We start from the raw sequence: 20106 nt of genomic DNA, 5'->3' as shown, positions 1-20106 counted from the left end.
TCACCCTTGCGCCGGATAGGTCACGCTGCCGTCGTCGTGCACCACGGCACCGTCGTTGAATCCCGCGGACTCCACATGCCCGACATCGAAGATATGGTGCACGGCGCGCCCCGCGGCCAGCGCGTAGTCGGCGACGATGCGCCGGTGGCAGCGCCACCAGAGCATCTCGGAGCACATCATCGCCGCCCGGCGCCCGACACTGATGCGCAGCAGCGCCTCGAACGATTCCCTGAACGCGGGGGACAGCGCGTAGTCGGCGTAGTTATGGAAGCCTGCCACGCGCCAGTGACCGTTGACGGCGGGATCCACGTCCCTGGATTTGCGCCGACGCCCGCCCAGCCCCGGCAAGTGCTCGTATCCGATGCCGGCCCGGTCCAGCGATGCCGGAAGCACGTCGCCATTGAACTGCGGGTTGGTGCGCGACCGTGAAAACGCACGGATGTCGACGAGGCACTCGATGCCTGCGCTGCCGAGCACCTCGATGAACTGGCCGATGCTGCGGTTGGAATGCCCCACGCCATAGAGCGGCGGTAACGTCATGCGCGGTTCTCCCGATGGTCACGTCACGTTCTCATGATGCCGCGTTACGCCGCGTGATCGCCGCACCCGGCGCCGGGACTTCCCCGATGCGTCGCGCCCTGCCCGCCAGCGTGCCTACCAGCGCCATGCCTACCGCCAGGGCCACGCACAGGCCCAGCGGCGCCTGCCACGCCCCGCTGCGATCGTGCATGGCGCCCACCAGCGGCGGCCCCGCCGCGGCAAGCAGGTAGCCCAGGCACTGCGCCATGCCGGAGAGGCTCGCGGCGTCACGCGCGTGCAGCGTGCGCAGGCTGATGAACGACAACGCGAGGATCAGTCCGCCGCCTGCGCCGAAACCGAAGCAGAGGATCCAGACGACCGCCAGCTTCGCGGCGAGCAGCAGGCCCAAAAGCCCCGTCGCGATGGCCATGGCGAGGCCGGCCGCGAGTGCTCGTTGGTCTTTCATGCGCGGCACGACCGGAATCAGCAGTAGCCCCGGCAACGCGGTGGCGAGCAGCAGCACGCCGTGCAACGAACCGGCCTGCTCCTCGGTGAATCCCGCGCCGTGCAGGATGCCCGGCAGCCAGCCGACCCCCACGTAATACAGGAAGCAATCCAGCCCGAGGAACAGGGTGACGTGCCACCCGAGCGCCGAACGCCAGACGCCGCCATGGCCGGCGTGGCCCGCGGCCTGCGTGTCCTTGGTAGGCGTGCGCAGACGCGGCAGCCAGACGATGGCCGCGAGGACGGGCAGCCAGAGCGCCGACACCGTCACGAGACGCCAGCTGCCACCCGTCGCGGCGAACAGCGGCACGGCCACGGCGGAGACGGTCGCCGCGGCGATCCCCATGGCCAGCACATAGACCGAGGTGAGCGGCGCCACCTTGTCGGGATACTCGCGTTTAAGCAGTCCCGGCAGCAGCACGTTTCCCACGGCGATGCCGCAGCCGATCACGACGGTGCCGAGATAGAGCGTGCTCACGCTGCCTGCCGACCGCAGGGCGATGCCCGACGCGATGACCAGCAAGGCACCGAAGAGCGCGCGTTCGATGCCCCATCGGCGGGCGATGGCCGCGGCGAACGGCGAAATCGCGGCGAACGACAACAGCGGCAGGGTGATGAGCAGTCCGGCTTCGCCGGCGGTCAGCCGGAAGACCGTCTTCAGGGTGTCGATGAGGGGCGCGACGCTCGTGAACGGCGCGCGCAGGTTCATGGCGATGAGCAGGATGCCGGCGAAGAGCCAGCGACGATGCGATGCGTGAGCGAGGGCTTTCAATGGAGGAATCCGTCGAGGCTGGGACACCTGCCAGCGTACGGATGGTCGGCCCGGGAGAATCTGGATACTCTGCCAACATATCGTCAAATCCGGTCACGTCATGTCCGTTCTCGCCCAGATGCGCGCCAACAACGATCTGGATGCCATGCCGCAGATGGCCATCGCCCTGCGCACGGCGGTGCCGGCCGACGATCGAGACGTGGAGATGCACAGCCATCGCAAGGGCCAGCTCGTGTTCGCGCTGCGTGGCAACGTGATGTGCGAGGTGCCCTCCGGGCTGTGGATCGTGCCGCCGCGCTCGGGCGTCTGGATGCCCGGCGGCCGTCCGCACCGCATGCGTGCCAGTGCGGGAACCGACCTGTGCCTGCTCTGCGTCGAGCCGGCGGCGGCGGCGCTGCCGGACGAGTGCTGCACGCTGTCGCTCAGCCCGCTCGTTCGCGAGCTCATCCTGCGTCTGTCCACGCTGCCGCAGGACTACGGCCAGGCCGACGCCACGGCACGACTCGTCGGTGTGATGCTGGAGGAACTCGCCCACATGAAGGTCGAGCGCCTCTGGTTTCCGCTGTCGGAGGATCCGCGCCTGCGACGCATCGCGGACCAGCTCGCGGCCCATCCCGCCGACCGCCGCACGGCGGCGGACTGGGCCGCCTCGGTCGCCCTCAGCGAACGCACGCTCACGCGCATGGTGCTGCGGGAGACAGGCATGTCGTTCGGACGCTGGCGTCAGCAACTGCAGATCATGGTGGCGCTGAAAGCGCTGTACGAAGGCCGCCGGGTGCAGGACATCGCCGACGATCTCGGCTACGAGTCGGTCAGCGCGTTCATCACCATGTTCCGCAAGGCGCTGGGAAAGTCCCCCACGAAATACCTCGCCGAGACGATGACCGCGGCCAGCTAGGCGTTTTCGGCAATTCGCACGATTCGCCCCTGACTGAGCACGCGGCGTCGACGGCGCGCCATTACTATCGGGTCGACCGCGCGGCACGCGGGTTCTCGGGGGTGGACGATGTCGTGGGAACACCGCTTGCGCAGGATGTCGGTCGGCCAGCGGATGGGATGGTTGCTCGCGTTGCTGCTGCTGCCGCTCGGCGCGCTCAGCATCGTCAGCACGCTCGTGCTGAACGACCAGGAGACGCAGTTCCGCGAATCGGTCGAGGAATCCATCTCCACGTTGCTGCCGCTGACGACGCTGGAGCACTACCTCCAGCGTGCGCTCGTCGACGAGATGCAGGCGGAATCGCACGAGTCGGTGCCCAACTTCGCCGCGCTGACGGACAGCATCGACAAATCGTTCGCCGCGGTGGAGCTCGGTGCCGCCGGCACCGATCTCACGCTGCAGCCGGTCACCGAGGCCCAGCAGGCGTGGACCACGGCACGGCCGTCGGTGCAGCGGCTGGTCGAACAGGTACGCAGCCTCGGCCGCACGAACGATGCCGGCACCGCGATGGCGCGCAGCGAACTCGAACTCGCCATCGCCGACATCACGAAGGCCCGGGTGCAGCTGGCGGGTGCCGTGAAGGCCCGCTATCACCGTGCGGTGGAAGAACGGCATCGGCAGCTGCGCTGGCTCGTCGCCGCGTGGGCCGGCACGCTGCTGGTCTCGATCGCCCTGCTCTTCGTGTTCCTGCGGTCACTGCTCCATCCCGTCCGCGAGCTCGGCGCCGCGGCGCGAAAACTCGGCGAGGGTGAGTCGGGCGTGCGCGTCCCCGTGCATGGCGACGACGAACTGACCGCGCTGGCCGAGCGATTCAATGAAATGGCCGCGTACTGGGAGGCCTCGCGCAGCAGCATGCTGAACGAGGCATCGAAGGATGCGCTCACCGGCACACTGAACCGCCGCGGGGTGCTGACGGCGCTGGAGTCCGCGCTCGCGGCGCACCACCGCGAGCAGGGTCCGGTCGCGTTGTTCCTCATCGATCTGGACCACTTCAAGGCGATCAACGATCACTTCGGCCATGGTGCCGGCGACCGCGCCCTCGTCTGGGTCTCTGAGCGCATGCGCCAGATGCTTCGCGAGCACGATCGCCTGGGACGGTACGGCGGCGACGAATTCCTCGTCGTCCTGCCCGGTACGTCGCTCGAGCAGGCGACGAACATCGCACAGCGCATGGCCCGCGTGGTGGGCGACGCCTCGCTCCGCGAATCGGCACACCCCGCCATCACGATCGGCGTGGCCGCGGCGCCCGACGACGGCTCCGACGCCACCTCCCTCATCGAGGCCGCCGATCGCAGGCTCTACCGCAGCAAGGAGAGCAAGCGCGCGTCCCCGGTGTCGCAACTCCGCCCGCCCGCGGCGAGCTGACGACCCGTTCGCATAACCGCAAGTCCACCCCCAATCGAGGCATACACGGCACCGCATGCTGGGGCATGCTCGGGAGTCCCCCGCATCTCCCCTCCCCGCATGACATCCACGACTTCGCAGCGCGTCATCATCGCTGGCGGCGGTATCGCCGGCCTCGCCACCGCCCGGGCCCTGAATCGACGAGGCATCGCCGCCACGGTCGTCGAGCGTTCGCCAGCCGCGGCAGACGGTGGCCTCGCCATCAACCTCCCCGGTAACGCCATCGCGGCGCTCGACCGTCTCGGCCTCGCGAACGGAATCGACCGTTTCGGCTATCCGGTGCGCAAGCGCGAGTACCGCACGTCGGGCGATCGTCTTCTCGCTGCGATCGACGAAGACGCGTTCTGGGGCGAGGCGATGCGCCCGCGTGCGATCCGTCGTGCGGATCTCGTCGCCATGCTGGGCGCGGGACTCGAAAGCAGCTGCGATCTCGTGCCGCAGGCCATCACAGCGGTTCGTCAGGACGCCGCCGCCGTGGAGGTCACGCTCGCCGACGGATCGCAGCGCTCGGGCAGGCTGCTCGTCGGCGCCGACGGCGTGCGCTCGACGGTGCGCGCCGCCGTCATGGGCCCATCGCACGCGGTCGCCGCGCGCCTCGCGTCCGAGAGCTGGCGGTTCATGGCGCCGAATCCGGGCGTCGACGGGTGGACCGTCTGGACCGGCAAGGCGGGCATGATCCTGCTGCTTCCCGTGGACGAGACGACCGTCTATGGATGGGTGTCGCTCAGCGCGCCCGATACCTCCGGCTCCCATGTCGAGCGCCTCGATGCGGCGTTCCGCGATTTTCCGGAACGCGTGCGCAAGGCGCTTTCGTGGGCGCTCGCGCATCCCGAAGGGATCTATCACTCGCCGATCGAAGAAATCCGCATGGCCTCGTGGAGCGAGGGTCGCGTCGTCCTCGTCGGCGACGCGGCGCACGCGACCGCGCCGGTCTGGGCCGAAGGCGCCGCGCTCGCGATGGAAGACGCCATCGCGCTGGCGCAGGTCGTCGCGGAAGCCGACGACGACACGCGCATCGGCCCGCGCTTCGAGCAGCTGCGCCAGGCGCGCGTCGCCCACGTTCAGGCGATGACCGATCGCCTCTCGAAAGCGGCCCGCCTGCCCCACGCTCTGCGCACGCTGCTGATGCCGTTCATCACGCCGCGCAGCTACGAGGGCACGTACGGACCGCTGAAGACGCTCTGATCATTGCGCTCACGGCGCTCATGAGGCCGGCCGGCTTGCGTTCGCGGAGCATCGACCCGGCGATGCGAACGCGCGTCGCCCGGCCAACGACGCCGTGGACGAGGAGGCACACCGGGAGCGATGATCCACGCATGAATCTTTCCTATCCCATCGGCAGGGCCATGACCGGGGCCGTGGCGCCCCTGGGCGACGCGGGTGCGCTCAGCGGTATCGACAAGCGACCGGTCGACGCGGTGCTGCGCGTCACGTTCACGGGCCTGAGCGGCGACGCGCAGGGCGACCTGAAGCACCACGGCGGCCCCGAGAAGGCGATCCATCACTACCCGCGCGACCACTACGCGAGCTGGGGTTCCGAGCTGGGCGACATCGCGCTGCTGGCCAGCCCGGGCGCGTTCGGCGAGAACCTGTCGACGTCGGGACTCCTGGAGAGTGACGTCGCGGTCGGCGACGTGTTCCGACTCGGCTCCGCGCTGGTGCAGGTGAGCCAGGGGCGGCAACCGTGCTGGAAGCTCAATGCCCGGTTCGGCGTGAAGGACATGGCGTCGCGCGTGCAGCAATCGGGGCGCACTGGCTGGTACTACCGCGTGCTCGAGGAAGGCGAGGTCGCACCGGACGACGCGTTGCGGCTGGTGCACCGGGAAACACCGGAATGGACGATCGGCCGGCTCTGGCGCGTGTTCTACATCGACCGACTGGACTACGAGGCGCTCGCGGCCATGGCGGGACTGCCGACCCTCGCCGATGCCTGGCGACGTCATGCCCGCCGTCGTCTCGAATCGCGCACCGTCGAGGACTGGACGGATCGCCTGCAGGGCAAGAAGGACGACGCGCGCTGATCGTCCCGCTACCATGGGCACCCTCTCTCGCAGGCATGCTCCATGACGGACGACGCGCTGGCCCACCTCCGCACCGCACGCGACGCCGTCGACCTGGCCGCACGCGACACCGCGATGGTGGCGGACGAGTTACGTCGCTACCAGAAGTTCGCGAAGCCCGGGCAGCCGTCGCCGCACATCGTGCAACTCCGGCAGCGCCAGGCTTCGGCGCGCATCGCGGCGGCGCGTGCGAAGCAGGCGTTCGTGCTCGCGGCGCGGCGGTTCGTCGAGGTGCACGGATTGGCCGTGCCCGCGAAGGTGCCGCTCGACGCGTTCGCGATGTCGTGGCTCGACGAGCATCCGCTCCCATAGCCGTCCGAAAGGTATGATCCACAGACATCCGCCGAGGAAAGCCGCATGTCCACGACCGCATCGACGCTCCCCATGCCCGAGACGCCCGAGCGTGTCGTGTCGTTCTGGCGCGATGCGGGTTACGAACGTTGGTTCAGCAGCGATCCCGCCTTCGATGCCGTGTTCCATGTGCATTTCCTCGGCGCGCACATGGCGGCCGCCCGACGCGAACTCGATGCCTGGCTCGACAGCGCCAACGGCTGCCTCGCACTCCTGATCCTGCTCGACCAGTTTCCGCGCAACGCGTTTCGCGGCACCGCGCACATGTACGCCACGGATCCGCTGTCGCGCTTCGTCGCGCGTCATATGCTCGAACGCGGATTCGATCGGGAGCTCGAGCACGACCTTCGCGCGTTCTGCTATCTGCCGTTCGAGCATTCGGAAGACATGGCGGATCAGGACGAGTCGCTGCGGCTGTTCGAATCCCTCGGCGGCGCGTTCCTTTCCTACGCGCGCACCCACCGCGACGTCATCGCCCGGTTCGGTCGCTTTCCGCATCGCAATCGCGAACTCGGGCGCGCCACGACCCCCGGGGAGCAGGCGTTCCTCGACGCGGGCGGGTTCGCGGGATAGCCGTCACCGACGGCCATCCCGCCTTTTCCGTCACTTGCGCAGGGTGCGGAACGAATCGCGCATCTCGGTCACGTAGAACGCCGGCTGTTCCCAAGCGGCGAAGTGACCGCCCTTGGGCAAGCGGTTGTAGTGGATCAGGTTGGGGAACGCCTTCTTCGCCCAGCTTTCCGGCGCCGCGTAGATTTCGTCGGGGAACACGCTGACCGCGACGGGTATCCTGATGTGCTTCGGCTCGAAGAAGTTGAGCTTGTTCTCCCAGTACAGGCGTGCCGACGACACCGCGGTTTCCGTCAACCAGTAGAACGTCACGTTGTCGAGGATGTCGTCGCGCGACAGGCCTTCCTTGCCGCCGTCGAAGATGCGCACGATCATCTTGTAGCTGCGGATGTCGTGATCGAGCATCCATGCCGCGAGGCCGATCGGCGAATCCTCCAGCGCATACAGCGTCTGCGGCCGGTTGGTCATTTCCTGCGCATAGCCCAGACCATGCTTGTAGAAGTCGTCGAGCTGCGAATAAGCCAGCTGTTCCTCGGGCCCGAGTCCGGCGGGCGCCGGCGCGCCGGCCGCGAGCAGCTTCGCGATGTCGTCGGGAATGGTCGCCGACATGTTGCTGTTGATCGCCAGCAGTCCGGGCGGTGCCTGCACGGCCATCTGCTCGGTCACGGCATCGCCCCAGTCGCCGCCGGCCGCGACGAACTTCTTGTAACCGAGGCGTCCCATCAACGTGGTCCACGCGCGTGCGATGTGCTGCGGGTCCCAGCCCGTCGCTTCGGGCTTGCCCGAGAGGCCGTAGCCGGGAAGCGACGGGATCACCACATCGAAGGCGTCGGACGCCTTGCCGCCGTGCGCGGTCGGATTCGCCAGGCCATCGACGATCTTCATCTGCTCGATGACCGAACCGGGCCACCCGTGCGTGATGATGATCGGCAGTGCGTTCTTGTTCTTCGACCGGACGTGGATGAAGTGGATGTCCACCCCGTCGATCGTCGTCACGAACTGCGGCAGCGCGTTCAGTCGCGCCTCGACCTTGCGCCAGTCGTAACCCGACTGCCAGTACTCGGCGAGCTTCTTCATGGTCGCGAGCTGCACGCCCTGCGTCGTGTCGTTCACGAGTTCCTTCGTGGGCCACCGCGTGGCGGCGATGCGACGTTTCAGGTCGGCAAGCTGCTCGTCGGTGGCGTGGAATGCCGGGAACGGCCGGATCGACGTATCGTCGGCCGTGGCCGGGCGGGCGTCGGCGGCCGGGGAAGTCGCGTCGATGGAGGGCGCCGCGACGAGCGCGACGGCACCGACGAGGATCGATGCGGAGATGACCTGCCAGCGGATCGATGACGCGAAAGCTGAAGACATGGGCGTAACCCTCCACGGGCCTGCGCCGCCTGGGCGGGCCCCGATCGGCGAATGAGATCCATGCTGCGTGGCATCCGCCCATCCCTGACCGGACCGTGCTCGCCGTGGAGTATCAGGAGGGATGAGCTTCAGCGTCTTGCAGGACTCGTGCGTCCCGTCTTGGCGAAATCCGGTCAGGCGGCAAGAAAGTGGAGTTCGATCGGCACGATCGTGTCACCGACGATGGCCTGCGCATGGCCGTCCTGCACGATGAACTGCATCTGCATCGTCCGCTCGGTGAGTGCCGCCAGCGCCTCGACCGTGCCCTGATCGATGTCGACCACCGTGACGTTCTTCGTGCGTGCCACCGCCGGGGCCGTCTTCTTCCACCATACGTCGGCGCTCCGTCCGCTATAGGTGTAGATGACGACGCGTCGCGCGCGCCCGGCCGCGCGGCGGATGGCCGGCTCGTCCGGCTGACCCAGTTCGATCCAGAGGTCCACCTCGCCGGTGAGTTCCTTGCGCCAGAGATCGGGCTCGTCGTCCGCGCTAAGACCTTTGCCGAAGGCCAGCGCGTCGTCGGCGTTCAGCGCGAACGCGAGCACGCGCGCCATCATCCGCTCATCGGTTTCCGACGGATGCCGCGCGATGGTGAGTGCGTGGGTCTGGTAGTAGTGCCGATCCATGTCGCTGATCTGCAGCTCGACCTTGAACACCGTGGATTTGAGAGCCATGCGTGGTTGCTTCGCGTCTGTTCCTGGCCGCGCAGCGTACACCACGCGTCCGACTGCTGTAGAATTCCCGCCTTCGACCAGCCAGCCCCTCGCAAGCCACGTCGTCCTTTCTCCAGCCGGCGCTACGCCTGTCCTGCACCGCCCAGGGGCTCCATCCATGTTCCGCGACCGCTCCCAACCGCCGAAGCCGACGCTGCGCTCCGCCAGCTTCGCCATCACGTCGCGCGCGCTGGTCGCGCTGATCGGCGGCTATCTCTCCGCGGCGCTGTATACCGCCGCGATGGCACGATGGCTGCCGATCGCCCGCGTGGAAGCCGTGATGACCGGCATGCTCTCGTCGTTCGCGATCTACGCGTGCGTCGCGATCATGGCGTTCGCCGTGGGCACCGCGAAGCGCGCCTGGATGTGGCTGGCGGTGATCTGCGTGCCGCCTGCCATCGCCCTGTACCTGTCGATACACGGAGTGGGCGCGTGAAGGAAGGACTTCGCCAGTCGATGGCGTGGCTGCATACGTGGGTGGGCCTGCTCTTCGGCTGGTTGCTGTTCGCCGTGTTCGTGACCGGCACCACGGCGTATTTCCAGGACGAGATCACCCGCTGGATGCAGCCGGAGATCGCGGGCGAGCGAAACCTCGACGCGTCCGCCGAGGGCGCGCTCGCCTACATGAAGACCCATGCGCAGGGTGCGGAGTCGTGGACGATCCAGCTGCCCAACGAGCGTTCGGTCGCGGCCATGGGTTACTGGAAGGAAAAAGGCGAGACGTTTCGCCAGTGGCGCGACCACGCCTTCATGGTCGACGGCCAGGGCAGGAAGGTGGATGCGCGCGACACCACGGGCGGCTGGTTGCTCTATCGCCTGCATTTCGATCTGCATTACGTGCCGGTGCTCTGGGGACGATGGGCCGTCGGTCTCGCCGCGATGTTCATGCTGGTGGCGATCGTCAGCGGCGTGATCACGCACAAGAAGATCTTCGCCGATTTCTTCACGATGCGCTTCGGCAAGGGCCAGCGTTCGTGGCTCGACGCGCACAACCTCACCGCCGTGCTCGCGCTCCCGTTCCATTTCATGATCACGTACACGGGTCTCGTGACGCTGATGTCGCAGTACATGCCGTGGGGGATCCCCGCCGCGTACGAGCACCCGGCCGACTACTACCGCGATCATCTGGGCGCCGGCGAACCGCCGAAGCGTTCGGGCATCGAGGCGCCGATGGCGTCGCTTTCCGACATGATCCGTCAGGCCCGCGAACACTGGCAGGGTGCCGAGCCGGGATTCATCGCCATCGCCCTGCCCGGCGACGCCCACGCCGTGGTGAAGATCACGCAGGATACCGGCGCGGCGATGGGCACGCGCGGCGAGACGCTCTCGTTCGACGCGGCGACGGGCGCCATGCGTCGGCTGCCCCCCGTCAAGGGCGGCGCTTCACAGACCGAAAGCGTGATGGTCGGCCTGCATGCGGGCCGCTTCGCGCCACTCGCGCTGCGCTGGTTGTACTTCTTCAGCGGCGTCATGGGTTCCGCGATGGTGGCGACGGGACTCGTGCTCTGGACCGCGAAGCGTCGGCAACAACTTCCCGATCCCTTGCGTCCCCATGTCGGTTTCCGTCTTGTCGAGAAACTGAACATCGCCACGATCTCCGGACTGCCCTGCGGTATCGCGGTGTACTTCATCGCCAACCGCCTCCTGCCCACGGGGATACCGGCCCGCGTGGCGTGGGAGGCCCACTGGCTCTTCATCGGCTGGGGGGGCGTGATGCTCTACGTGTTCCTACGCCCACCGCGCCGGGCATGGGTCGAGGCGCTGGCTATCGCCGCCACCGCCTTTCTCGCCGTGCCGCTGGTCGACGCCGCCACGACCGATCGCGGCATGTTGCGCAGCCTGCTGGCCGGCGACCTCGTATTCGTCGCCTTCGACGCGTGCATGCTGGTCACGGCGGCCGCGTTCGGATGGGCGGCATGGACCGTCCACCGTCGGCCGGCCGCCACGCGCCACGCCACCCGCCGCGGGAAGGAAGCGGTCGCGTGATGGTCCTCTGCCTTCCGATCGCCATCGTCGGCTTCATGGGCCTTTGCCTCGGCATGTCGAGGCATCAGCGCGACGTGCTGGGCCGGGTGCTGTCCCCCATGCGGAGCGCACTGTGCAAGGCCTTCGGCTGGACCGCGCTGGCGTCGTCGTTCGCCCTGGCGATCGCCCGCGACGGTGCCGCGATGGGCGCCGTCTACTGGGCAGGCATGCTCAGCCTCGCCGCGGTGTTGGTCGCCCTGTGGACGACCTGGTTCTCGCGGCGCTGAGAGAGCGGAAGCCCCAGGCAATACGCGAGAGCCGTCGCGCCAAGGGCCCGTATGGCAACCGTGCGCTGCTAGGCAGCACGTTAAGATTGCGTCATACTTGCGACCGGTTCTCATTTACATTCGCATTCCGGGTTACCCATCCGGAGGAAAAGGTCCCATGCCCGCCGCAAACCGTCGTCACCGCACCCTTCCCGTCTCCGTCCGCGCCGCCATCGTCGCCATGGTCTTCGCCTCCGCCACGCACGCCACGGACGCGGAAACCACGGATCCGCAGAAGCTGCGCGAGAACACGACGACACTGTCCGGCGTGCAGGTGGACGCGAGCGTCGCCGCTCCCACAGCGGCCTACGCGGGCGGCCAGGTGGCACGTGGCGGCCGCTTCGGCGTGCTCGGCAACCAGGACGCCATGAACGTACCGTTCGCGATCACCAGCTACACCGATACGCTGATCCGCAACCAGCAGGCCCGCAGCCTCGGCGACGTCGTGAGCAACGATCCCGCCGTGCGCGTTGGCAACGGCTTCGGAAACTTCTCGCAGGTCTTCACGATCCGCGGCTTCCAGATCTACAGCGACGACATCGCGTTCGACGGCTTGTACGGCCTGCTGCCCCGGCAGCTGCTCGCACCCGAACTGATCAGCCGCGTCGAGGTGTTCAAGGGTGCGAGCGCGTTCCTCAACGGCATCAGCCCCGGCGGCTCGGGGATCGGCGGCAACATCAACATCGCGCCCAAGCGTGCCGAGAACGATCCGGTCACGCGCGTGGGTCTCGACTGGGGCAGCGACAGCCAGGTCGGTGGCAGTGTCGATGTGGGCCGCCGCTTCGGCGCGGACAAGGCCTTCGGTATCCGCGTGAACGCCGTGCACCGCGACGGCGGTACCGCCGTCGACGGCGAGCAGCGCCGCGTCACGGCCGCCTCGGTCGCATTCGACTACCGTGGCGAGAACCTGCGCGTGACGACCGACGTCGGCTACCAGAAGCAGGTGATCACGGGCGGACGTGCCGTCGTGTATGCGAGCGGTCTCACGGCGATCCCACGTGCCCCGTCCGCGAAGACGAACTACGCGCAGCCTTGGTCCACGTCGTCGCTGGAAGACACCTTTGGCGTGGTGCGTGCCGAGTACGACTTCGCGCCGTGGATCACGGGCTACGTGGCCGCCGGTGCGCATCACGGCAACGAATTCGGCGACTACGTCAGCCCGACGCTGCGCGATGTCGACGGTGCCGCCACCGAGACGCGCTTCACCGTCCCGTACATCGCGGACACCGCCACGGGCGAAGCCGGATTCAACGCCCGCTTCGAGACCGGCGACGTCACCCACCGCGTCAACGTGGGCTTTTCCGCCCTCACCTTTCGCAAGAAGGCCGCCTACGCCGGCTCGCTCGCGCCGATCGCCACGAACATCTACGCACCCACGTACGTGCCGGTGCCGGACTTCGCCTATAACGTGGGCCCGATCAGCGATCCGGGCATCACCGGACGCACGCAGCTGCGCAGCGTCGCGGTGTCCGACACCATCGGGTTCATGGGCGACATGCTCGAAGTGACGCTGGGCGCGCGGCGACAGAAGCTTCACACGCTCGGCTATGCCTATGCCGTGAACGGCATCGACGGTGCGAAGAACTCGGAATACGAGCAGTACGCCACCAGTCCGATCGTCGGTGTGAACTATCGCTTCGCCGATCAGTGGTCGGTCTATGCCAACCATATCGAAGCGCTCTCGCAGGGTGGGCAGGCGCCGCTCACGTTCAACAATCGTCCGGTGACCAACGCGGGTCAGGTGTTCGCGCCCTACAAGAGCAAGCAGAACGAAGTCGGTGTGAAGTGGGATGCCGGCACCGTCGGCAGCACGCTCGCCCTGTTCCAGATCAAGCAGCCGAGCGCGTACGTCGATGCCGCGTCCAACACGTACGTGGTGGATGGCGAGCAGCGCAACCGCGGCGTCGAGTGGAACGTGTTCGGCCAGCCGGTGGATGGCGTTCGCCTGCTGGGTGGCGTGAACTACGTACGCCCCGAACAGGTGAAGACGCAGTCGGGGCTGACCGATGGCAAGGACGCGATCGGCGTGCCGCGCTTCCAGGCGAACGCAGGCGTGGAATGGGACGTGCCGCATACGCCGGACATCACGCTGAGTGCCCGCGCCGTTCGCACGGGCAAGCAGTACCTCGACAACGCCAACGATCTCAAGGTGCCTGCCTGGACCACCTACGACGTCGGCGCGCGCACCACCGCCCGCCTCGAGGGGGTGCCGGTCACGTTCCGCCTCACGGTGCAGAACGTCGCCAACAAGGGCTACTGGGCCTCCGCCAACGGCGGGTACCTGACCCAGGGCAATCCGCGCACGTTCTACGTCTCGGCGTCGTTCGACCTCTGACGCCACGCGCGCCGGACGGAAGGCGTATCCTTCCGTCCATCCTCGCGCAGGGGCGTCGGATGCACGGACCGGAACACACAGTATCGATGCGCAGGGTCGCTCTTTCCCACGCAGGTCCCGTCGTGCCGGAGGCGTTCGTCCTCCCGTTCGATACGGGCGTGTTCCATCCCGGCGATTTCGCGCTGCACGGCATCGCCCCGCCCGACGGCGTCCGGCGCAGCGTGCCGAAACGCCAGGCGGAATATCTCGCCGGGCGCCGTGCCGCCCTCGCCGCCCTGCACGCCGTCGGCAGCGATGCCAGCGATGTTCCGATCGGCATGGATCGCGCGCCGCGCTGGCCCACCGGGTTCATCGGCAGCGTGTCGCACACCGACGACATCGCGGTCGCTACCGCGCTCCCCACGGATGCGGGCTACACGGGGATCGGGCTCGATGTCGAACGCGAGATCGCGGACGACGTGCTCGGATCCGTTCGCGAGCTGGTGCTCGACGCCGCGGAGGAAGACCGCCTCTCACCGTTCGCCGCGCTGCACGGCTGGCCCGTCGCGATGGCCGTCGCCTTCTCGGCCAAGGAGAGCTTCTACAAGGCGACGGCGGCCACGGTCGGTCGGTTCTTCGACTTCGACGCCCTGCGCATCGTGGAGGCGCCACCGGGCGCCGCTCACCTGGAAGCCGAGGTGGTCGCGACGCTCGCCGGCGACATCGGGGCCGGTCGCCGCTTCGTGCTCCCCTGGATGCGCCTCGACGAGCGGACGGTACTGACCAGCTGCGCCTGGTGAATCAGGCGTCGCCCGGAAATCCGGCGGCGGCGTCGAGCGCCGTCAATCGCGCCGCCACGCGGGCGTTCGGCTTCAGCGTGCTGGCCGGCGGCAACACGACGGTTTCCTCGGCCGTGAGCGGCATCGTGGCCAGATCGGTGAGCAGCGCGCGCCGGATGCGTGGCGACTGCACCGGCAGCGTCGGCGCGCGGTACACGACGATCTCGTGTTCCGGCGGATAGTCCTCCAGAAGCACGTCCACCAGCACCTGGCGATAGGCGGCACCGGTCTCGAAGCGCGTCATCGTACGGTCGCCAACGGCCCCGGCCTGCCACAGGACGAGGTACCCGCCGGTGTCGATGCGCCGTTCGAAAAACACGAGCTGGCTCGCTTCGAGGTGCTGGCAGCCGAATCGGCCCGGATCGATGCCGAGGTCGGCGTAGAGGCAATCCTCGGCCGAGATGCCCGGCTCCATGTGCGCATCGAAACCCTCCGCCCGCGCCATGGCGATGGCCTTGTGCGGCGACCAGGCGAAGATGCCCGGATGGCCGTAGAAGACGCCGCACACCCGCCGGCCGGCACGCACCTCGCCCATCAGCAGCGCCACCCATTCGCGGTAGGTGTGCATGCGCGAGCGGCCCTCGCGGTAATAGGGCTGCAGGCTGCGGACGTCCGGATGAAGGGTGCGCACCCATGCTTCCACCAGCGCGTCGGACACGGCGGCGAAAACCACGTCGGCCTTCTGGATATGGCTGCGCGCCAACGGCGTCAGGTGCGAGCCGAGCGTCATGCCCATGCCCACGCAGGAGAGGTAGCCACGGGGCGGGGTCGCGTGTGGGTCGGTCGTGTTCATCGGCCCGATACTAGGACATCGCACCGCCGCACGCGTGATCGATCGGCACCGGAGCGTCCTTCCGGACGAAAATGTAACGGAACGTATCGGGGCCTTCGGGTGATACAGAGCGTTTCAATCGCGCGGCATTCCGTGCAATTAGCGGATACGCGCCCCGCCTACAGTGGGACCCGAGGCGCCGCTGGCGCATGAATCCAACGGGAGACACCATCGTGACGGACACATTCGACATCCAACGGCGACAGTTCGTCGGCACCAGTGCCATGGCGCTCGCGCTGGCATCCTTCGGCATCGGGATGGCCGCGACCGCGTCGCCGGTCGAGGCCGCCGGCCAGGCGGCGAAGCCGTCCGCGGCGCCCGCCGGCCGCACGTCCTTCACGCGGATGAAGACCGTGAAGACCGATGTGCTGGAGATCGCCTACGCCGAGGACGGTCCGGCGAAGGGTCCGGTGGTGATCCTGCTGCACGGCTGGCCGTACGACATCTACAGCTACGTCGACGTCGCCCCGATACTGGCCGCGAAGGGTTACCGCGTCATCGTGCCGTTCCTGCGCGGCTACGGCGCCACGCGTTTCCTGTCCGCGGATACGCCACGCAATGCCCAGCAGGCCGCGCTGGCCACCGACACGCTGGCGATGATGGACGCGCTGAAGATCGACAAGGCCATCGTCGCCGGTTACGACTGGGGCGCACGCACGGCGGACATCCTCGCGGCGTTGTGGCCCGAGCGGGTCAAGGGCCTCGTTTCCGTCAGCGGCTACCTCATCGGTAGCCAGGCAGGCAACGTCAAGCCGCTGCCGCCGAAGGCCGAGCTCCAATGGTGGTACCAGTTCTACTTCGCCACCGCGCGTGGCGAGGCGGGTTACCGCCAGAACACGCACGATTTCGCGAAGCTGATCTGGCAGCTCGCTTCGCCGAAGTGGCAGTTCGACGACGCCACGTTCGATCGTTCCGCAAAGGCGTTCGAGAATCCGGACCACGTCGCCATCACCATCCACAACTATCGCTGGCGCCTGGACCTTGCCAAGGGCGAGCCGAAATACGACGCGCTCGAGGCGAAGCTGGCCGCGGGCCCGACGATCACGGTGCCCACGATCACGCTGGAGGGCGACGAGAATGGCGCGCCGCATCCGGATCCGTCGCAGTACGCCAAGCGCTTCTCGGGCAGGTACGAGCACCGCACCATCACGGGCGGCATCGGCCACAACCTGCCGCAGGAAGCGCCGGAGGCGTTCGCCAAGGCCGTGATCGACGTCGACACGTTCTGATCGCCCCTGGCGGGAGCCAGCCAGCAGGCTGGCTCCCGCCCGAGATACCATACGGTCCTTTGTGCCGCTCCTTCCCGCGGTATCGAGGTCCACCGTGACGCACTACACTGGCCCCCTGCTCACGCGCGACGTCGCCGACGCGCTCGTGGCCGCTCGCGACGCGGGACGTTGGACGGGCTCGCTCGACCTGGGCCGTTCCACCGGCGAGGCGATGCTGGCGCCGGAATCATGGCAGTGGCGCGGTCACGATTACCCGTACCCGGGCAAGCTCAAGGACCGCACGATCTACTACTGGGATGGCGATGAATTCGCGCCCGTCTCGCGATTCTCGGGCTCGCTCATCAAGCTGGTACCGACACCGTGGGGTGCGCCCACCTTCGAGATCGACGGCATCAAGATGCTGCCGACGTCGAAGGAATCGCCCGTCGACGACGCGCGTCGCAAGGTGGCGCTGGTCGAGCCGCGCGGCAAGCGCGTCCTCGACACCTGCGGCGGCCTCGGCTACTTCGCCGCGTGCTGCCTCGACGCCGGTGTCGGCCATATCCAGTCGTTCGAGAAGAACGCCGATGTGATGTGGCTTCGCACGCTCAACCCCTGGTCGCCGGATCCGGCCGTCACCCCGGACCGTTTCGCTTTCGATCACGACGACGTGTCCATGGCGATCGCACGCGTCGCCGATGCCTCCGTCGATGCCCTGCTACACGACCCACCGCGCTTCGGCATCGCGGGCGAACTGTATTCCCAGGCGTTCTACGACCAGCTCGCACGCGTGCTTCGTCGTGGCGGACGCCTGTTCCATTACACCGGCAGCCCGAACAAGCTGACGAGTGGCCGCGACGTACCGCGCGAAGTCGCGCGTCGCCTGGAAAAAGCAGGCTTCCGCGCGGAGCTCGCACTGGACGGCGTGCTCGGCGTCCGCCGCTAGTCGGCGTCCCTGAGGGGTTTCGTCGAGACGAGCTTCATGAAGGCGTCCTGCTGGTAGCGACTCATCCGGAGTTTCTGCCCGGTGTCCATCGTCACGACATGGTGGCCGTTGAACCACGGATGGATCGACCGCACGCGTCGCACGTTGATGATGGCGGAACGATGCACGCGGGCGAACTGTTTCGGATCGAGCCGTTCCGCGAGCGACGTCATCGTCTCGCGGAGCTCGTGCACGCGATCGGCGAGATGCAGCTCGACGACGTTGCGGTTCGCCTTGATCCACACGATGTCGCCCACGTCCACGAACTGCACCTGCTCGTCGATCCGTACCGGCACGCGTTCCAGGTAACCGTCGCGCCGGCGCAGCGCGTCGAGCACCTGCTGGATGGCCGCGCCGCCTTCGCCCGTGGACACGCGCGTGCCGAGCCGCGCCTTCGCGCGCCGCAGCGTCTCGGCGAATCGTTCGCGGCTGAAAGGTTTCACGAGGTAATCGACCGCATTGGCTTCGAAGGCCCTCACCGCGTACTGCTCGTACGCGGTGACGAACACCGTAGCCGGCATGCGCGACGCGCCGATGGTACCCACGACGTCGATGCCGGTGATGCCCGGCATCTGGATGTCGAGAAACACGAGGTCCGGCGACCGCTCGCGTATCGCCTGCGACGCGGAAAGGCCATCGCCGCATTCCCCGAGCAGCTCGATATCGGGATCGTCGTGCAACAGACGGATGACGGCGTGCCGCGCGATCGGCTCGTCGTCCACGACCAGGGTGGCGATCTTCATGCGCCGACGATCTCGGGAGCGTCTTCGAGGTCTTCCGCCTCGCGATACGGAAGCCGCAGCCGGCACACCACGCCCTCGGGCCAGATCATGTCGAGGCGTACCCAGGCGGCATCGCCGTACAGCTCGCGAAGGCGCAGCGCCGTGTTCGACAGACCGATGCCATGGCCGCCCGGCGAGGCGTTCGCCTCCAGCCGGCTGTTGCGGTTGCGCACCTCGATGACGATATCGTCGCCGTCGCGGCGGCTCTCGATATCGATGTGGTCCGCGCCGACCCGCTCGCCGATACCGTGGCGGATCGCGTTCTCGACGATGGGCTGCAGGATCAGGCTTGGCACCGCGCAGTCCATGGTGCGCGGATCGAGGTAGATCCGTGTCGTCAGCCGGTCCTTGAACCGCACGCGCTGGATGCCGAGGTAAAGGTCCAGCAGCACGAGTTCCTTGCGCAGCGAGATCTCCTGTCCGTCGTAGTCTTCGAGAAAGGCACGCAGCAGCTCGCTCAGGCGCAACAGCATGTCTTCGGCCGTGACGGCGTCTTCCCGCAGGAGGGTCGAGATCGCGTGCAACGTGTTGAAGAGGAAGTGCGGCTGCAACTGCGATTTCAGCGCGCGCAGCCGCGACTGTGCGAGCTCGGCCGCCAGCTGGCTGGCTTCCACCTCGCGGCGGGTCTTTTCCGCGTGGAATGCCAGGGCCTGCTGGATCGCGAACAACGCCCAGTACGTAAGGAGCCCGGTGGCGAAGTGCTGCCCCATGAATTGCCGGAACTGCTCGCCGAACGAGCTCGGCTCGAACGCCGTGGAGACGAACGCGCCGATGACCAGCGACAGGATCGTGACGCCGATGCTCGCGGGCAGTTGCATGCCGAGGCCGCGCAACCGCACCGCGCCACGGATCGGATAGCGTTCCGCGAGACGGAAGACGAGGGGACCCAGCGCGGCCCAGGTGTACCACTGGATCATCGACCAGCGGAGGTAGTCGATGGTGTCGAACTCGGGGCCACCAAGGTTCGCCTGCAGGTTCCGCTGGAATGCGAACAGCACCGCCACGGCCGTCCAGAGGGCGAGGTAGCGCCCAAGACCGATGTCCGCCGTGCCGAGCCGAACCTTCATCGCATGCTTCCGGGCCGCTTCATGGCATGCATGCTTGGCCGTCGTCCGCGCCCCGTCAAGCGAAACCTCCGCTGGCTACGACTGGTCACGTCCTCGCGACGATTCGTCCCGGATGACTTTCGGCTACGACCCGGGCGAGCGTTCCATGGCCCCGTCACCCACGAGGAGCCCCGCCATGCACGTCGCACGGATCGTCCTGGCCACCCTGCTCGCCGCCCTGCCCGTCGTCGCTTTCGCCGCCGACCGCCAGCCGCTCGCGTCGTCGGCGCTGTTCACCGTGGTCAACGCCGCCTTCGACAGCGTCACCGCCCTCGAGGTGGCCGATGCGGGCTCGGGGGCATGGCGCGATGTCTCACTGGGCGAGCCGCTGCCTGGCGGGCTCACGTCCGCGACCGTGCATCTGCCGGCGGGAGCCTGCCTGCGTAGCTTTCGGGTGACGTTCCACGATGGTCGGTCGTCGACGTTCGACGGGGTCGACGTGTGCCGGGCGCATGGGTTGCGGTTGTCGGCCCGTCCGGGGTTCTGACAGACCCGGTGAGAGCCAGCCTGCTGGCTCTCACCGTGCA

General features: G+C 67.9%; 21 protein-coding genes. 14 read left to right on the top strand and 7 right to left on the bottom strand.

Annotated elements, in window-relative coordinates:
* Both BMX32_RS14815 and BMX32_RS14810 read right to left on the bottom strand, forming a co-directional pair.
* Entirely contained in the window at nt 1–540 is a 540-nt protein-coding gene (locus BMX32_RS14815; protein ID WP_089979881.1) for a DUF488 domain-containing protein, read from the bottom strand.
* Nucleotides 541–571: 31 nt separating this feature from the next.
* On the bottom strand, nt 572–1795 hold the full coding sequence (locus BMX32_RS14810) for an MFS transporter (protein WP_244511540.1): 1224 nt from the start codon (nt 1793–1795) through the stop codon (nt 572–574).
* 100 nt (nt 1796–1895) lie between these two features.
* Here BMX32_RS14810 and BMX32_RS14805 point away from each other — a divergent pair, with 100 nt between their 5' ends.
* The 6 genes from BMX32_RS14805 to BMX32_RS14780 all read left to right on the top strand — a co-directional run bounded on the left by BMX32_RS14805 (nt 1896) and on the right by BMX32_RS14780 (nt 7120).
* Nucleotides 1896–2693 (top strand): AraC family transcriptional regulator, encoded by a 798-nt coding sequence (locus BMX32_RS14805; RefSeq protein WP_089979879.1) that lies wholly within the window; start codon nt 1896–1898, stop codon nt 2691–2693.
* Between the two features lie 135 nt (nt 2694–2828).
* On the top strand, nt 2829–4097 hold the full coding sequence (locus BMX32_RS14800) for a GGDEF domain-containing protein (RefSeq protein ID WP_244511569.1): 1269 nt from the start codon (nt 2829–2831) through the stop codon (nt 4095–4097).
* 99 nt (nt 4098–4196) lie between these two features.
* The gene (locus BMX32_RS14795) at nt 4197–5321 is read left to right on the top strand and encodes an FAD-dependent monooxygenase (protein WP_089979876.1); all 1125 of its coding nucleotides are present in this window, start codon (nt 4197–4199) and stop codon (nt 5319–5321) included.
* 131 nt (nt 5322–5452) lie between these two features.
* A complete protein-coding gene (locus tag BMX32_RS14790; RefSeq protein WP_211664232.1) occupies nt 5453–6157 on the top strand; it encodes an MOSC domain-containing protein in 705 nt (234 codons plus the stop codon).
* A 42-nt stretch (nt 6158–6199) separates the two neighbouring features.
* Nucleotides 6200–6508 carry a hypothetical protein gene (locus tag BMX32_RS14785; protein WP_089979874.1) on the top strand — a complete coding sequence of 103 codons (309 nt, stop codon included), beginning with the start codon at nt 6200–6202 and terminating at the stop codon, nt 6506–6508.
* A gap of 72 nt (nt 6509–6580) precedes the next feature.
* Complete coding sequence (locus tag BMX32_RS14780) at nt 6581–7120, top strand: DUF924 family protein (RefSeq protein WP_089980370.1); 540 nt, start codon at nt 6581–6583, stop codon at nt 7118–7120.
* 30 nt (nt 7121–7150) lie between these two features.
* Here BMX32_RS14780 and BMX32_RS14775 read toward each other — a convergent pair whose 3' ends face one another.
* Complete coding sequence (locus tag BMX32_RS14775) at nt 7151–8470, bottom strand: epoxide hydrolase family protein (protein ID WP_089979873.1); 1320 nt, start codon at nt 8468–8470, stop codon at nt 7151–7153.
* Nucleotides 8471–8643: 173 nt separating this feature from the next.
* On the bottom strand, nt 8644–9183 hold the full coding sequence (locus BMX32_RS14770; protein ID WP_089979871.1) for a YaeQ family protein: 540 nt from the start codon (nt 9181–9183) through the stop codon (nt 8644–8646).
* A gap of 157 nt (nt 9184–9340) precedes the next feature.
* Here BMX32_RS14770 and BMX32_RS14765 point away from each other — a divergent pair, with 157 nt between their 5' ends.
* From BMX32_RS14765 to BMX32_RS14745, 5 genes are all read left to right on the top strand, one after another.
* Nucleotides 9341–9658: a hypothetical protein gene (locus BMX32_RS14765; RefSeq protein ID WP_089979869.1), complete on the top strand. Its 318-nt coding sequence runs from the start codon at nt 9341–9343 to the stop codon at nt 9656–9658.
* Nucleotides 9655–11208, top strand: a complete 1554-nt coding sequence (locus BMX32_RS14760) for a PepSY-associated TM helix domain-containing protein (RefSeq protein WP_089979867.1) — start codon at nt 9655–9657, stop codon at nt 11206–11208. The genes BMX32_RS14765 and BMX32_RS14760 overlap by 4 nt, the downstream gene beginning before the upstream one ends.
* The gene (locus BMX32_RS18705; RefSeq protein WP_244511568.1) at nt 11208–11474 is read left to right on the top strand and encodes a DUF3325 domain-containing protein; all 267 of its coding nucleotides are present in this window, start codon (nt 11208–11210) and stop codon (nt 11472–11474) included. Before BMX32_RS14760 ends, BMX32_RS18705 begins: the two co-directional genes overlap by 1 nt.
* 157 nt (nt 11475–11631) lie before the next feature.
* Nucleotides 11632–13848: a TonB-dependent receptor gene (locus BMX32_RS14750; RefSeq protein ID WP_089979864.1), complete on the top strand. Its 2217-nt coding sequence runs from the start codon at nt 11632–11634 to the stop codon at nt 13846–13848.
* 86 nt (nt 13849–13934) lie between these two features.
* A complete protein-coding gene (locus BMX32_RS14745; protein WP_244511539.1) occupies nt 13935–14627 on the top strand; it encodes a 4'-phosphopantetheinyl transferase family protein in 693 nt (230 codons plus the stop codon).
* A gap of 1 nt (nt 14628) precedes the next feature.
* Here the strand turns inward: BMX32_RS14745 and BMX32_RS14740 are convergent, their stop codons facing one another.
* On the bottom strand, nt 14629–15459 hold the full coding sequence (locus tag BMX32_RS14740; protein WP_170843677.1) for an SAM-dependent methyltransferase: 831 nt from the start codon (nt 15457–15459) through the stop codon (nt 14629–14631).
* A gap of 188 nt (nt 15460–15647) precedes the next feature.
* Between BMX32_RS14740 and BMX32_RS14735 the strand changes: the two genes are divergently transcribed.
* Nucleotides 15648–16727, top strand: a complete 1080-nt coding sequence (locus BMX32_RS14735; RefSeq protein WP_244511538.1) for an alpha/beta fold hydrolase — start codon at nt 15648–15650, stop codon at nt 16725–16727.
* Nucleotides 16728–16821: 94 nt separating this feature from the next.
* A complete protein-coding gene (locus tag BMX32_RS14730) occupies nt 16822–17652 on the top strand; it encodes a class I SAM-dependent methyltransferase (protein ID WP_089979860.1) in 831 nt (276 codons plus the stop codon).
* On the opposite strand, the gene BMX32_RS14725 is transcribed toward BMX32_RS14730, so the two are convergent.
* Nucleotides 17649–18434: a LytR/AlgR family response regulator transcription factor gene (locus BMX32_RS14725; RefSeq protein WP_089979858.1), complete on the bottom strand. Its 786-nt coding sequence runs from the start codon at nt 18432–18434 to the stop codon at nt 17649–17651. The genes BMX32_RS14730 and BMX32_RS14725 overlap by 4 nt on opposite strands.
* Nucleotides 18431–19540: a sensor histidine kinase gene (locus BMX32_RS14720; protein WP_089979857.1), complete on the bottom strand. Its 1110-nt coding sequence runs from the start codon at nt 19538–19540 to the stop codon at nt 18431–18433. The genes BMX32_RS14725 and BMX32_RS14720 overlap by 4 nt, the downstream gene beginning before the upstream one ends.
* Nucleotides 19541–19715: 175 nt before the next feature.
* Here BMX32_RS14720 and BMX32_RS14715 point away from each other — a divergent pair, with 175 nt between their 5' ends.
* Complete coding sequence (locus tag BMX32_RS14715) at nt 19716–20066, top strand: hypothetical protein (RefSeq protein ID WP_089979856.1); 351 nt, start codon at nt 19716–19718, stop codon at nt 20064–20066.
* Nucleotides 20067–20106 lie beyond the last annotated feature (40 nt).

This window comes from Luteibacter sp. UNCMF331Sha3.1 (assembly GCF_900109915.1).
In the GTDB taxonomy this organism is placed as follows: Bacteria; Pseudomonadota; Gammaproteobacteria; order Xanthomonadales; family Rhodanobacteraceae; genus Luteibacter.
The sequence above is the reverse complement of the archived record's forward strand: the minus strand, read 5'-3'. Positions and strand labels throughout refer to the sequence as shown.